This is a genomic window from Okeania sp. SIO3I5 (assembly GCF_010672085.1).
GTDB lineage: Bacteria > Cyanobacteriota > Cyanobacteriia > Cyanobacteriales > Microcoleaceae > Trichodesmium.
In genome coordinates this window covers 1-14,717 of the sequence record NZ_JAAHHT010000238.1, presented here as the reverse complement: position 1 = coordinate 14,717, position 14,717 = coordinate 1, and the positions used below count along the sequence as shown (strand labels likewise).

Below are 14,717 nucleotides of genomic sequence, written 5' to 3'. Positions count from 1 at the left end.
AGCTAGATTGTTTTGAGTCATTGCCCAATCCTTGGGGAAGTCTTCTTTGGTGTAAACTTCCAATGCCAGATGATATGCAGCAATAGCATTTTCGAGATTCTGTGCTTTATCTCCTCTGATTCTGTCATAGTAGGCACCAGCTAGATTGTTTTGAGTCATTGCCCAATCCTTGGGGAAGTCTTCTTTGGTGTAAACTTCCAATGCCAGATGATATGCAGCAATAGCATTTTCGAGATTCTGTGCTTTATCTCCTCTGATTCTGTCACTGTAGGCACCAGCTAGATTGTTTTGAGTCATTGCCCAATCCTTGGGGAAGTCTTCTTTGGTGTAAACTTCCAATGCCAGATGATATGCAGCAATAGCACTTTCCTGATTCTGTGCCCGGTTGCCTCTGATTCTATAAAGGTAGGCATTACCTAGATTGTTTTGAGTCATTGCCCAATCCATCGGGAAGTCTTCTTTGGTGTAAACTTCCAATGCCAGAAGATATGCAGCAATAGCACTTTCCTGATTCTGTGCCCGGTTGCCTCTGATTCTATAAAGGTAGGCATTACCTAGATTGTTTTGAGTCATTGCCCAATCTATCGGGAAGTCTTCTTTGGTACGAACTAACAAAGCCAGATGATATGCAGCAATAGCATTTTCGAGATTCTGTGCTTTATCTCCTCTGATTCTGTCACTGTAGGCATTGCCTAGATTATTTTGAGTCATTGCCCAATTTATGGGGAAGTCTTCTTTGGTGTAAACTTCCAATGCCAGAAGATATGCAGCAATAGCATTTTCCTGATTCTGTGCCCGGTTGCCTCTGATTCTATAAAGGTAGGCATTGCCTAGATTGTTTTGAGTAATTGCCCATTTTTCCCTGTTTTCCTGACGGTGGCTGAGAACGAAAAGATATCCGGCGATCGCTATTTCTATTTGTGCTTTTCTGTCGCCCCGTGGAAAGTTTTTAATATCAATACTCAGGTTTCCAATTAACTTAACAATAAGATCAATATATTCGGCGGGAAGTTTCGCGATCAAGTCGGATGCGTATTGTGGCAGGATGCGGGCGAGGTTTTCGTCGAGGAGATGTCGGTTGTTGTCTAGAATGTGGTAGACAATGCTTTCGTCTGCTTTACCTGTACCAACTTCATATTCTGCTTGTATTAGTTGTTGGACTAAAGTGATGTAAGATTCCTCGGAGACAGAATTTGGCGATTGATTTAACCATTCTGTTAGTTTTTCAGCGATATTCAGTAGCCGTTGAGCCTTATTTTTTTTGCCTGTTTCTGCCAGATGTTGTGCATATTGCTGCGTTGCAGTGATTAATCCTTCATCTATTAGGTGTAGATGGTTTTGGAGAATGTCTAGCTCTTCGCCTTCGGGACATTCTAGGAGTTGTTGAATTAGTTTTCCGTATTCTGTTAGGCGTTGTTCATTCATTTTTAGTTATTGGTTAGTTGATATTTGTACATTATCCGTTATTGAGAAATCGAAACCACCCGAACTTCAGTTACTCGGTGCATAGGTTTACTTGGCTTTTCAGTAGTTATTAACTCATCAACACCCACAGAAATAGCCGCCGCTACATGAAGAGCATCCATTGCCCCCAACCCAAAATCAGAAGCTAACTTTTGTGCAGATTCAACAATCTTTTCCAGTTCATTTGCCCAAATACTACAACCAGCAAAAAAAGTTTCATAAAAATCAACTTCATCCAGTTGTTTATTATATCTAGCTTTGGGCAATACCTCTAACTTCACAAATAAGCTAGTCGCATATTCTCGTTGGGGATCGTCATTTCAGTTATCAGTTATCAGTTATCAGTTATCAGCAAGTCCGGCGATCGCTAATTTCGGCCTCAACTTCATCCCAAGTTAGTAACTTAGGTTGTTTAGCAAGTGCTTGAGAACGAATTTGCCATAATTTTTTACCCATTTCCGTTTTAGGTTGATAAAGACTTTCCCGATCTATATCCAGATTTTGCCTATAAAATTGTTCCACCAAATCTAATACTTCCTGCTGTTTTTCCACAGGTAAACTCCGCCATTTATCTAACAAAACTTGTTCTTTATTCATTTTTTTTTAGTTATTAGTTATCAGTAATTTTAGCGACTAAATTAATCGGCGTATCCGTGGCCAAATCCGTGTCTAGCTGCTTGGTTTATCCCCCCCTTTTCAGTTATCAGTTATCAGTTATCAGTTATCAGTAGTTTGAGCGACTGAATTAATCCGTGTATCCGTGGCCAAATCCGTGTCTAGCTGCTTGGTTTATCCCCCCCTTTTCAGTTATCAGTTATCAGTTATCAGTTATCAGTAGTTTGAGCGACTGAATTAATCCGTGTCTAGCTGCTTGGTTTATCCCCCCCCTTTTCAGTTATCAGTTATCAGTTATCAGTAGTTTGAGCGACTGAATTAATCCGTGTATCCGTGGCCAAATCTGTGTCTAGCTGCTTGGTTTATCCCCCCTAACCCCCCTTGGAAAGGGGGGGACTGGAGAGAGGCGATCGCTAATTTCGGCCTCAAATTATCCGTGTATCCGTGGCCAAATCTGTGTCTGGCTGCTTGGTTTATCCCTTAGAAAGGGGGGGACTGGAGAGAGGCGATCGCTAATTTCTGCGTCAAATTATCCGTGTATCCGTGGCCAAATCCGCGTCTAGCCTTTTCTTGCTCTTAAGCGATCGCTAACCTCTGCCCCAAATCATCCGTGTATCCGTGGCCAAATCTGTGTCTAGCCTTTTCTTGCTCTTAAGCGATCGCTAACCTCTGCCCCAAATTATCCGTGTATCTGTTGCCAAATCTGTGTCTAGCCTTTTCTTGCTCTTAAGCGATCGCTAACCTCTGCCCCAAATCATCCGTGTATCCGTGGCCAAATCTGTGTCTAGCCCCAAATCTCTTTCAATTTACCCAAAAGTTGTTTAGCCAACTTTTGAGTCTTACGCGGCACCGACTTAACTTCTGCCACAACTTCCCCTACCTCATCTCTGATAGCAACAGCCATCCTTTCCTCAACAACCTTACCCACTGCAGGCAAGTCACCCGCCAAAACCTTTCCGCCTTTACCGCGCCAGTTACCGCCATCATCAGGAGATTGACGATAAATTGCCTCCAATGCTGCCGCCATCAAACCCAAAGATTTTTCCTGGGTTTCTGCCTCGACAACATTACGAAATTCCACCGCTAAAGGATCGTCACTCAACAGAAAATCTCTACCTGCTTCCAACTGCATTAAATAATCCAATAAATTCTCAGCAGGTTGTAACATTTCCAGAGAAACATAACCATCAGATTCTGTTAAATCGCTCAAACAAACAAATCCTAAAATATCGCCAAAATCCAAAGATTCATCAAAACCAACTGCCACATAAACCAGTCGATTTTTTCTGACAAATTCTGGAATAAAAAAGCCAGTTTCTCCTGATAAAACCCGGCGAAATTCTATTACTCCCAAATTGGGAATAATTACATCTGCCACATCCTCAGCCATCCGCAAAACAGGATTAAAACAGTCAGCATTCTCTAAATTTGTCTCAAAATCTAAGCCATTGAGAAAATCCTGCCCGATATTTACAGCCAGAGTATTTAGATAAATTTCTTTTGCTCGTTTTTGGCTAATTTGTTGTTGAGCAAATTGTTCAGCTAGAGCGTGATTTTTTAGAGATAAAGGAACTCTAAAAATAAGTGGTTTTGTGTAAATATTGAACATAGTTTAAGTTAGTAAATTTTGGTTGACAATTAATTGAAAAATTGGTAGTCATCAATGGATAATTCTAATTATAGATAGAGCAGATTCCAAGTATATAAAGTACAGATATTAATAATTAAATATTACCAGTGCGAGCATCTTGCTCGCGTGGGTTTACCTCACCAAACTGAAATCCGCTGTAACTTTCATTATCCATTATCAATTACCCATTATTCAATATTATTTTCTGCAATAATTTGATTGATACATTTGAGGCATTTATTCTGCCACTTTCGACTAATATTAGATTGATGAACACCTAACTTTGCAGCAATTTCTGTTTGCGTGTAACCTTGACATTTCAGCAGTAAAATTTCAAAGCAGTCAACATTTTTAGCACAATTGCGCAACTTATCTATAGCATCACCAAAAATAGGTAACTTATCTATAGTTTCCTGAGACATATCCCCCAGATTAAAATTATCCAAATCGTTTAAATTTTTGTGGTCTAGAATTTCCTCACCAAGGGTTTTATATTCTTGACCATCAGCATTATTTTTAGGCTGGTCTAAACTGACAATAATTTGCCCATAAACTTGACTTTTTCGTTTCAATTTACGATATAAATCGCAAGCTTTATTGTAATGAGCTTGATTAAAGTAACGAATAAATAAATTACCAAGCTTCTCATCAGAAAAATCATCAAGTCTGTCAATAGTAATTTGATTTTTCCTCACAAAAGCTTCAATAATTTTGTCAAACTTTAAGAATGTTTCCGCCAGAGAATCATTATAAAACTCATTTGAATCACCAAAATTAATCTGAGAAAAACTCCTCTTAACTACCATACCAATTTTCGGATGTCGCCAGAGCCATTTTGACAACTTATCTTGAGCTATTTTGTAAGTATGAGATTCATCACTAAGTAAATCCTTGAATAACTGAATAATGTCTTCCGGTTTTCCATTCATTACTTGTTGTTGTTGACTTTTTAACGGTGCCTTTGTCATATTTCTACTGAAATTTAAGGACAAAAAAAGGACAGATTTGGCCACAGCAATCTTCTTGCGTGCCTCTATTCTCTTTATCTGCTATTCCATGCAAAAAATTGCAGTTTTGGAAAAAATCTAAAATTTGAGAAAATTATTGTAGTGGACTGACACGTCTAAAAATCTAGAAACCTAACAACAATAAAGTTTTGTTGGGTTTCGTTCCTCAACCCAACCTACTAGACTTTTGAGTTATCATTTGTGCTGAATAAATACAGCAGATTCGGTGATTAATATAGTACAATTAATGGGGTAAATATTTTTTGCTTGTTCACTACTCCCTAAAAGGAAAAAAATGCTACTCGAACTAAAAAAATTGATAGTACCTGCTGGACAAAAAGTATTACTAAAAGATGTAAGTTGGCAGGAATTTGAAGAAATTCTCACTGACTTAGGAGAAAGTCGTTCCTCTCGAATAGCTTATGCAAATAACACTTTAGAAATTATGGCTCCCTTACCAAAACATGAACGTAGTAAAGAAATTATTAGTGACTTGCTAAAAGCACTGCTAGAAGAACTAGAAATAGAATTTTCAACTCTAGGTTCCACAACTTTCAAAAATGAGCAGATGGCAAAAGGAATAGAACCTGACAATTGTTTTTATATAGAAAATGAAGCTAAAGTTCGTGACAAGGAACGTCTAGATTTAACAATCGATCCGCCTCCCGATCTAGCTCTAGAAATAGATGTAACTTCCCGTACTCATCCTAATATTTATGCCAGTTTAGGAGTGGGTGAATTGTGGCGATTTGAAAAAGGAAAATTGCAAATATATGTATTAGAAAATAACAAATATATAGAATCAGAATTTAGTCCTCATTTTCCCAATTTACCCTTAACTGAAATTATTCCCGAATATCGCGATCGCTGTCAAACTCTAGGTAGAAATAAAACCATGAAAGCATTTCGTAATTGGGTAAGAAGTGAAGTCTGAAGTCAAAAGTCAGAAGTCTGAAGTAATTTCTGACTGAATTTTCGGTACTGATATCAAATCCCCTTGCTTTGTAGGGGCGATTCGCGAATCGCCCCTACATAAGAAACCGGGTTTGTGGAAAGTCAATATCAGCAAGGTAGGGCATTTACAAACCCGGTTTCTCTGCTTTTTTATACCGATACTACCGGATTTAATATGATAACTGAATACAACTGGCGAGCAAGATGCTCGCACTGGTAGAAACTGATAACTGATACTAGAACAAATATCTTACAGCGGTTTTCACTTCAGTAGACCACTGTAGGGGCGATTCGCGAATCGCCCCTACAGGGTTTTGGTTGTGACGATGTGGTTTATCCATCTGAAAAGCGCTGTTAAATTCTAACTTTTGACTTCTGACTTTTGACTTCTGACTTCTAATGTCAACTCAGCAAATAATAGATTACCTTAGATATCTAAGATATGCCGATGAGAGTGAAAAATGATCCAACAGCCTAAATCTCAATATTCTCTAGCCTGGATGGGTAGAATTACAGGAATCCCTAAACCAGAGTGGGATGCTCTGGCCCAACCTTTAAAAACTCCTTTCCTAGAATGGGACTGGCTCCACAATATGGAAAAATCTGGTAGTGTGGGTGGTAGAAGTGGATGGCTACCCCAACATTTAACGGTATGGCGAGATAGACAACTCATAGCAGCAGCACCACTATATGTCAAGGGGCACAGTCAAGGTGAGTTTGTTTTTGACCATCAATGGGCCGAAGTTGCCTATCGCATAGGTATTGAATATTATCCGAAATTATTGGGAATGTCGCCTTTTACTCCTGCTGAGGGATATAGATTTTTGATTGCCCCTGGGGAGGATGAGGATGAAATAACGGGTATGATGGTTGGCGAGATTGACCGTTTTTGCGATCGCAACAATATTTCTGGATGTCATTTTCTCTATGTCGATCCAGAATGGCACCCCATTATCAAACGGAATGGTTTTACCAATTGGCTCCATCATAGTTACATTTGGCAAAATCAAGGTTATCAAACTTTTGACGACTACCTGAAGGTATTTAATGCTAACCAACGTCGTAATATTAAGCGGGAACGGAAAGCGGTAGGAAAAGCTGGTTTACAAATGCAGACTTTCACTGGGGATGAGATACCGAAAGCCTTGTTTTCTAAGATGTATACTTTTTACGAGAGTACCTGCGATAAATTTGGTTGGTGGGGAAGTAAATATCTGACAAAGCGGTTTTTTGAACAATTACATCACGACTTTCGCCATCGAGTATTATTTGTCGCTGGTTACAGTGAAGAAGATGATAGGTTTCCAGTCGGAATGTCATTTTGTATTACCAAGGGCGATCGCCTTTACGGACGTTACTGGGGTAGTAGTTATGAAATAGACTGTTTACATTTTGATGCTTGTTATTATGCACCGATAGAATGGGCGATCGAGCATGGTGTTAATAGTTTCGATCCTGGTGCTGGAGGGCGACATAAAAAACGCCGTGGTTTTCCTGCGACACCTAACCATAGTATGCACAGATTTTATCATAATCGTTTGTCAAAAATCTTTTTATCTTACATTGGGCAAGTGAACGAAATGGAGCAATTAGAAATGGATAGAATTAATGAAGATTTACCTTTTAGTCAAGGGAATTCTTAAAATTCAAAAGTCAAAAGTCAAAATTCAAAAGTAAGATTTTATAGACTAAAAACCTGAACAGTCAAAAGTTAAAAGTGGAAAACTTCTAGGGTGCGTTATGCGGCTAAATTTTAGACTGTGAAAAGCATTTAATAATCCGCATATTTCGTAGTTCGGCTTCTTCAAACAAAGCATCGACTGACTGAGGATAAACTGTAGTTAAAACTAAGGCAGTTGTCGTGCCATTTTGTAAGAGTTGATCAAGAAAAAATGATGCTATTTTTTGAGCATAGTTTTTGTCTTGAAACTTTCCTTCTACTGGGAAAGTATATTTATCTAACCATTCCAAAAGTTGTGTACTAGAGGAGGCAATTATTTCTGTTTGAGGATAATGAATATGAAGATCGATAAATCCCGGAAAATTAGCATTCCTGGATAAGAAGTAACAGGAATTTCAGGATATTTATACTTTAATTTATTGTAGGTATCTAGTTCTTGAATTATGCCTCCAGAGATAATCATTAAACCATCATTTATATAGCGGACAGTTTCTAATTCTGGGTAGTAAAACGGGTCATTCAATAATGGATAATGGATAATTACCTCTCCTTTTTAGGGAGAGGATTGACTAAAAGGAAAAAATTTATTTTTTTCCCCTTGAAAGGGGAGGCTTTAAACCTGAATTATCTAATGATTTAATTGTTTAATTGTTTAGGGAATCAAATATAGAAATGAACCTCTAATTTCCGATATTTTAATATTTGTACTTTGAGTCATTTCAATTCTTTTCCTCATTCATTGGTTTACGACCGTATATGTAGAAAGTCGTTATATCATTCCAGATACCTTGGTCAGTTTGTAACACTTTTAATTCATTTTCAAACTCTAGTTTGGCTTGTTTCAATTGCTCTGTTGAAAGCTGTAATAAAGGGTGAGGATATTGCCCTGGTGCGGGATGAGAAGTTCCAGACCACATTTTTTTTGCTTCCTCTAAACTAATATAATTACCATCTTGTTCCACTTGAATTTTAATTGATTCAAAATTCGCTTTCTGAAGCAAATCTTGACATTTTTCAACTGTTCCAGTTGGTTTACTCATCAAATATGAAATACCGTATTTTTCAAGGATTTTTTGTGTAATAAATCCGCCAACAAAAGCAGTTTCAGCAAAAGCTTGAATTCCCAAAATACCTCCTGGTTTAAGAAGTTTATGCCAAAGCAGCAGAGACTTAATTAGATCCGACATCCAAATAAATGCAGATGCACAAAAAATCCGTTCAAAATAATTTTCTGGAAAATCAATATTTTCAGCATCAGCTAGTAAAAATTCTAGATTATTTAGACTGAGAGTTTTAACTTTATTTTGGGCTTGAATAATCATTCCAGGTGCAATATCAATCCCAATTACTTTTCCTGTTTCACCCATTAATTGAGCTGCTGCAATAGCGCAATGACCAGTTCCTGTGGCAATATCTAAAATTTTTTGACCGGGACTTACTTGTCCATATTCAACTAAACGATTAGCAATTCTCCAGTGCCAATCACTATTATCATATCCCTCGCTTCTTCTAGTATATAAATCTGCTATTTCTTGTTTGTAATTATTTAAGTTAAGTTGATTCATAAAAAAAAATCTCAAACTAATTGTGACAAAAAATTCAACTACTTTCGTAGGGAAAAATAATTGATAATTTATCTACGATAATTGATTGAATTTTTTATTATTGGAGATGTCTATTAAAATTATATCATGTTTGGATAAGGATGTCATATCAGTAATCAGTAATCAGTACCTCTAGCTAAAGCTTCGGGATTGAAATACGGAATTCTCTTTTCTCTTGATCAATTGGATCTGGTTAGGTAATCCATCCATTAATTGATAACTAATAACTAAAGTAACCTACTATTTGAATAATAAATATTTAACTAGAAATAATAGACCTCTCCGAAAATTAAAAATAGAATCAATTCTTATCCAGAAATTATCAATTACTTCTCCCTGTTCCCTGTTCCCTGTTCCCTATTCCCTCTTTTCCTGAGAGGTCTAATATTTTTCTAGAGAAACTATTTTTTTGTTCAACTTATCTGTTAATATTAAATAATATTCAGCTATTATAGCTGAACTTTGCTCAAAAAATTTAATTCAGTAAGGGTTAACAATCGTGGGATTCAAAATCGGTTTGTTGGGATTAGGTACAGTCGGTACAGGGACAGCAAAAATTTTGCTATCCCCACAAGGTCGCCATCCTTTAATTCAGGAATTGGAAATATACCGAGTGGGAGTGCGCGATCTATCCAAAACTAGAGATGTTAATATATCTCCAGAGATTTTAACAACAGATTTAGAGGCGATCGCTACTGACCCAGATGTAGACATAATAATAGAACTCATCGGTGGGTTGGAACCAGCAAGAAGTCTAATTCTCAAAGCGATCGAAAATGGTAAACATATCGTTACTGCCAACAAAGCTGTCATTTCTCGTTACGGTCCTGAAATTTTCGAGGCAGCTAACGCTAAAGGTGTTTATGTCATGCTAGAAGCAGCAGTTGCAGGCGGTATCCCAGTCATTCAACCTCTCAAAGAATCTCTGGGAGTTAATCGCATTCATTCTGTTATCGGTATTATCAACGGAACTACTAACTACATTCTAACCAGAATGCAAAAAGAGGGAGCAGACTTTGCAGATGTTCTCGATGATGCTCAAAAGTTAGGTTACGCAGAAGCAGACCCCACTGCTGATGTAGATGGGTTGGACGCCAGAGATAAAATCGCCATTCTTGCTTCCCTTGCTTTTGCCGGTCGAATCAAATTAGAAGATATTCACTGCGAAGGTATTCGTCAAGTAACGGCAGCAGATATTGCCTATGCTGAAAGACTAGACTTCGTAATTAAATTATTAGCGATCGCCAAGCACGACCCCAAGAACACCAACTCCACCACAGAAGAACTACAACTAAGAGTTCATCCGACTCTAGTTCCCAAAACTCACCCCCTCGCTAGTATCAACGATGTTTACAATGCCATTCTCATCGCAGGAGAACCCATCGGACAAGTCATGTTTTTTGGTCCTGGTGCTGGTGAAGGTCCGACTGCGAGTGCGGTCGTTTCGGATATTATGAGTATTGCTGCTATTCTGCAAACGGAAACCGAACCTATTCCCCACCCATTATTAAGTTGCACCCATCAACATTATTGTGAAATAGCACCGATCATAGAACTCGTCACCAGATTTTATGCTCGTTTCCTAACTCAAGATAAACCAGGAGTAATAGGTAAACTCGGCAGTGCCTTCGGTAAACATGATGTCAGTTTAAAATCTGTGGTACAAACAGGAATACAGGAGCAACTTGCAGAAATAGTTGTTGTCACCCATGATGTCAGAGAAGGCAACTTCCGGCAAGCATTAGAGGAAGTTCAATCATTAGATGTGATTGATAGCATCGCTAGTGTATTGAGGGTGTTGTAGAAACAAAAAAATTCAGATGGCAATTAAAACACCAACTTAGAAAAACTGGTGGGGTGTTGCATAAATGCGCTGTGGAATGGGCATCTTGCCCGTTATTAATAGTTTTGTGTTTGGGGGCATCTTGCCCGTTCCTTAATAGATCTCTCCGGAAAAGAAGGAACAGGGAACAGTAATTGATAATTTCTGGATAAGAATTGATTCTATTTTTAATTTTCGGAGATGTCTAATATTTGTGGAATGGGCATCTTGCCCGTTCCTACTTAATATTCATCCCTTAATTCAGCAACGCCAGTGGAATAGGCATCTTGCCCGTTCCTACTTAATATTCATCCCTTAATTCAGCAACGCCAGTGGAATAGGCATCTTGCCCGTTCCTACTTAATATTCATCCCTTAATTCAGCAACGCCAGTGGAATAGGCATCTTGCCCGTTCCTACTTAATATTCATCCCTTAATTCAGCAACGCCAGTGGAATAGGTATCTTGCCCGTTCCTACTTAATATTCATCCCTTAATTCAGCAACGCCAGTGGAATAGGTATCTTGCCCGTTCCTACTTAATATTCATCATGGGTTCTATACGGTGGTTGTGTGTAAGTTCTGAGAGTATAGCAGTCGAAGCAAAGGTTAGGACACTTATAAATCCTGAAACCTTCTGAAAGCTTGCTATTCCCTATTCCCTATTCCCTATTCCCTAGCGCGTAGCGCTATAAAACTTAGTTTCTGGAGATGTCTAATGAAAAGAATCATCAAAAAGTTCTTCAGATGGTTGTGCATCGTAGTAGTAGTTTGTTTATTGTTGGTGGCAACTAATCATGCCTCTCCTCGTTCTCCTGTAGTTAAGGATAAGATGCAGGGAATTTGGATGACCAATGTTGCAACAGCATTTTTACATCACACCACATTCTTAGACGAAATCCTACATCATCTTTCTCTCTCAGGATATGACCGTGTTTACTTCAGTGTTTATGGTTTAACAGGAACGCTCTATCCAACTTCTCACAGTTCTACTCACTTTTTATTGCGTCCTCCTTTGACTAATCCTCTCAAAGCAGCAGTTCAGGAATCTCGCCGTCAAGGATTAAAACCTTATGCTTGGTTTGAATATGGTATGATGCTTCATCCTGAAAATTCTATTGCTGAGAAACATCCAGATTGGTTGCTAAAAACAGTAGAAGGGGAAACTGTAGAAGATGGAAATGTTTGGTTAGATCCAACTCATCCAGAAGTTCAAGAATACATCTTAGGTCACATAGATGATATTTTGAAAATCAAAGGACTAGAAGGAATTCAACTAGACGATCATTGGGCCGTTCCCAAAACTTTTGGTAATAGCAATCAACGTCAGGCATTAACTAGCTTAACCAAAAAGGTGTATAGTTACATTAAAGCTAAAAATCCTCAAATGGTTGTTAGCGTTTCACCTAATCCTTACAACTTTGCCGTCTCGAAATACAATCAAGATTGGTTGTGGTGGGTAAAACAAGGCATAGTAGATGAAGTAGTATTGCAGGTTTATCGTCCAACACCAGAAGCAGTGGTGGCAAGTTTATCAAATTCTGGTATTTATACTGCTTCTGATTATGTGCCAGTTGGAGTAGGCATTTCAGCAACTTGGAATGTAGTACCTTTTTCACTTAATACAGTACAAAAACAGGTTGCAGCAGTCAAACAACAAGGCTATGGGTATTCGATTTTTAGTTGGGAATATTTAGTGTTACGTCGTTTAAGGAGTATGGGAAAAGTAACATATCAGAAGTTTACCGAAAAATTTTGGTTTAAAGCCTCCCCTTTTAAGGGGATAATAAATAAAAATTTTCCTTCGAGTCAATCCTATCCTTGAAAAGAAGAGGTAATTATTCATTATTCATTATTCATTGTTGAAAAAGCTTGAGACTTGATATAAAATGTTAACTATCCTTCCTGGCAATGACACCCGATGTCATGGCTAGGAAGCTTTGCGGAGCATTCCGTCAAAGCGATCTCAAAAGGTTTAAATAACCAAATAACCATAATGAAACATATTACTAAACTAATAATTGGATTAATCACAATAGCTCTAGTTGGCTATAGTAAATCTGAAGCACAAATAAGTAGCGTAGAAATTATTACTCCTAGTTTGATTACTGGAAACGGTAGGTTTACTTCTGCTAGTTTGGAGGTAATTATTGGTCAAAAAGATTCTACCGAGCGGGATGCTGAAAGTTACTTTGAACAGGGTTTTAAGCACTATAGCAAGGGAGAATATGAAGAAGCGATCGCTGACTTTAGCCAAGCTATTCAACTCAATCCAAAATTTGCTCTAGGTTACCTTGTCAGGGGTCTTGTTTACTCCGATCAGGGAGCATATCAAAAGGCGATACCTGACTATAACCAAGCTATTGAACTCAATCCAAAATTGGCTAAAGCTTACGTTGTCAGGGGTATTGTTTACGATAACCTAGGAGACAAAGAAAAGGCCCTTGCTGACCTCAGCCAAGGTATTCGACTTGATCCCGAAGATGCTACAGCTTACTATAGCAGGGGTATTATTTACAATGATCTAGGGGAAGATGAAAAGGCGCTCGCTGACTATAACCAAGCTATTCAACTTAATCCGAAATATGCTAAAGCCTACAATAACAGGGGTGAGATTTACCACGAGCAGGGAGAATATAAAAAGGCGCTCGCTGATTACAACGAATCTATCAGACTAAACAATCCACAACTTTGGCTGCCTTACAACAACAGGGGTCTTATTTACGATGACCTAGAAGAATATGAAAAGGCGCTCGCTGACTTTAACCAAGCTATTCAACTCAATCCCCAATTTGCTGAAGCTTACAGTAACAGGGGTCTTATTTACGATGACCTAGGAGAATATGAAAAAGCCCTCCCTGACTATAACCAAGCTATTCAACTCAATCCCCAATATGCTAAAGCTTACAATAACAGGGGTGTTATTTACGGAATACAGAAAGCATATCAAAAGGCATTCGCTGACTTTAACCAAGCTATTAAAATCAATCCCCAATATGCTGGTGCTTACTATAACAGGGGTTTGACTCACAAGCGTAACAGGAATATTGAAAAAGCCAGCTCGGACTTGAAAAAAGCTGCCGACTTATCCAAACAACAAGGAAATCAACAGTTGTATCAAAGGTCTCTAGATGAACTCAGAAAATTATAATAATACTAAATCCAGTTTAGATAGGATATTTATGGAATACTTAAAGCCAAAGGATTAGAATGATTTGGATAAACTACCTTTTTCTAACCGGATTTCGTATAATTATAGAAACCTTTGCGGAGCATTGCGTCAAAGCTATCTCAAAAATTGAAAAAGCTAGATCGGACTTGAAAAAAGCTGCCGACTTATACAAACAACAAGGAAACCAAGAGTTCTATCAAAGGTCCCTAGATCAACTCAAAAAATTACAATGATATTATTAATCATGGATAATGGATAATGGATAATTAATAGAGCAATTCTCACAGTTATGAGCTAAATTTATAATCCCCCTAAATCCCCCTTGGAAAGGGGGACTTTGAGAGTTTCTACCCTTTCCAATGGCTGCGGGGGGGGGATATAAAGCTGTTATTCCTCTTCATTATTTTATATTCAGGATTTACGCAGAACCAGCATATTTGTTAGGGACAAATGACATTTGCCCCCTACAGAAAGCGTATTATCTACGAGTTTGCGTAAGTCCTGTAATAATTAATAACGGATAGTTTATAAGCGGATTGCTATAATTTTCATTATTAATTATTAATTATTAATTATTAATTATTCATTTACCTAAACTACAGCAACCGGAACTTCATCTAACTGTTTCAAGAACTTTTTAATCAACCCAATAACCACTGCCGGAACTTCCAATTGAGGAGTTAAACCCACATCATCTAATGTTTGAAAAATCCGCACAGTTTGAGGATTCAAATCTGCTAAACGTTGACCTATTTCGGGACCCGTAAACT

At 38.0% G+C, this 14,717-nt stretch carries 13 protein-coding genes and 2 pseudogenes; 6 read left to right on the top strand and 9 right to left on the bottom strand.

The features are described 5' to 3' along the window. From F6K40_RS32885 to F6K40_RS32875, 3 genes and pseudogenes are all read right to left on the bottom strand, one after another. A pseudogene (locus tag F6K40_RS32885) lies at nt 1-1,425 on the bottom strand (hypothetical protein); the annotation flags it as partial. A 38-nt stretch (nt 1,426-1,463) separates the two neighbouring features. Then, complete coding sequence (locus F6K40_RS32880; protein ID WP_365673608.1) at nt 1,464-1,745, bottom strand: type II toxin-antitoxin system VapC family toxin; 282 nt, start codon at nt 1,743-1,745, stop codon at nt 1,464-1,466. Nucleotides 1,746-1,812: 67 nt separating this feature from the next. Next, on the bottom strand, nt 1,813-2,061 hold the full coding sequence (locus tag F6K40_RS32875; RefSeq protein ID WP_293142215.1) for a hypothetical protein: 249 nt from the start codon (nt 2,059-2,061) through the stop codon (nt 1,813-1,815). Between the two features lie 343 nt (nt 2,062-2,404). Here F6K40_RS32875 and F6K40_RS32870 point away from each other — a divergent pair, with 343 nt between their 5' ends. Further along, nucleotides 2,405-2,563: a hypothetical protein gene (locus F6K40_RS32870; RefSeq protein ID WP_293142213.1), complete on the top strand. Its 159-nt coding sequence runs from the start codon at nt 2,405-2,407 to the stop codon at nt 2,561-2,563. Between the two features lie 300 nt (nt 2,564-2,863). Here the strand turns inward: F6K40_RS32870 and F6K40_RS32865 are convergent, their stop codons facing one another. Next, complete coding sequence (locus F6K40_RS32865; RefSeq protein WP_293142212.1) at nt 2,864-3,688, bottom strand: DUF1822 family protein; 825 nt, start codon at nt 3,686-3,688, stop codon at nt 2,864-2,866. Between the two features lie 209 nt (nt 3,689-3,897). Next, nucleotides 3,898-4,677: a hypothetical protein gene (locus F6K40_RS32860; RefSeq protein ID WP_293142210.1), complete on the bottom strand. Its 780-nt coding sequence runs from the start codon at nt 4,675-4,677 to the stop codon at nt 3,898-3,900. Nucleotides 4,678-5,011: 334 nt separating this feature from the next. On the opposite strand from F6K40_RS32860, the gene F6K40_RS32855 reads away from it, so the two are divergent. Beyond that, nucleotides 5,012-5,650 (top strand): Uma2 family endonuclease, encoded by a 639-nt coding sequence (locus F6K40_RS32855; protein ID WP_293142208.1) that lies wholly within the window; start codon nt 5,012-5,014, stop codon nt 5,648-5,650. Nucleotides 5,651-6,131: 481 nt separating this feature from the next. After that, nucleotides 6,132-7,313 (top strand): GNAT family N-acetyltransferase, encoded by a 1,182-nt coding sequence (locus F6K40_RS32850; RefSeq protein ID WP_293142206.1) that lies wholly within the window; start codon nt 6,132-6,134, stop codon nt 7,311-7,313. Nucleotides 7,314-7,416: 103 nt separating this feature from the next. Here the strand turns inward: F6K40_RS32850 and F6K40_RS32845 are convergent, their stop codons facing one another. From F6K40_RS32845 to F6K40_RS32835, 3 genes are all read right to left on the bottom strand, one after another. Continuing rightward, nucleotides 7,417-7,665 (bottom strand): hypothetical protein, encoded by a 249-nt coding sequence (locus tag F6K40_RS32845; RefSeq protein WP_293142222.1) that lies wholly within the window; start codon nt 7,663-7,665, stop codon nt 7,417-7,419. Next, nucleotides 7,665-7,874, bottom strand: coding sequence for a hypothetical protein (locus tag F6K40_RS32840; RefSeq protein WP_293142204.1), 210 nt, complete (start codon nt 7,872-7,874; stop codon nt 7,665-7,667). Before F6K40_RS32840 ends, F6K40_RS32845 begins: the two co-directional genes overlap by 1 nt. 196 nt (nt 7,875-8,070) lie before the next feature. Then, a complete protein-coding gene (locus tag F6K40_RS32835) occupies nt 8,071-8,916 on the bottom strand; it encodes a class I SAM-dependent methyltransferase (protein WP_293142202.1) in 846 nt (281 codons plus the stop codon). Between the two features lie 538 nt (nt 8,917-9,454). Between F6K40_RS32835 and F6K40_RS32830 the strand changes: the two genes are divergently transcribed. The 3 genes from F6K40_RS32830 to F6K40_RS32820 all read left to right on the top strand — a co-directional run bounded on the left by F6K40_RS32830 (nt 9,455) and on the right by F6K40_RS32820 (nt 13,926). Next, entirely contained in the window at nt 9,455-10,759 is a 1,305-nt protein-coding gene (locus F6K40_RS32830) for a homoserine dehydrogenase (protein ID WP_293142200.1), read from the top strand. Between the two features lie 734 nt (nt 10,760-11,493). Next, nucleotides 11,494-12,600: a glycoside hydrolase family 10-like protein gene (locus F6K40_RS32825; RefSeq protein ID WP_293142198.1), complete on the top strand. Its 1,107-nt coding sequence runs from the start codon at nt 11,494-11,496 to the stop codon at nt 12,598-12,600. Nucleotides 12,601-12,771: 171 nt separating this feature from the next. Further along, complete coding sequence (locus tag F6K40_RS32820; RefSeq protein ID WP_293142196.1) at nt 12,772-13,926, top strand: tetratricopeptide repeat protein; 1,155 nt, start codon at nt 12,772-12,774, stop codon at nt 13,924-13,926. A 612-nt stretch (nt 13,927-14,538) separates the two neighbouring features. Here the strand turns inward: F6K40_RS32820 and F6K40_RS32815 are convergent. Next, nucleotides 14,539-14,717, bottom strand: a pseudogene (locus F6K40_RS32815) (alpha/beta fold hydrolase); the annotation flags it as partial.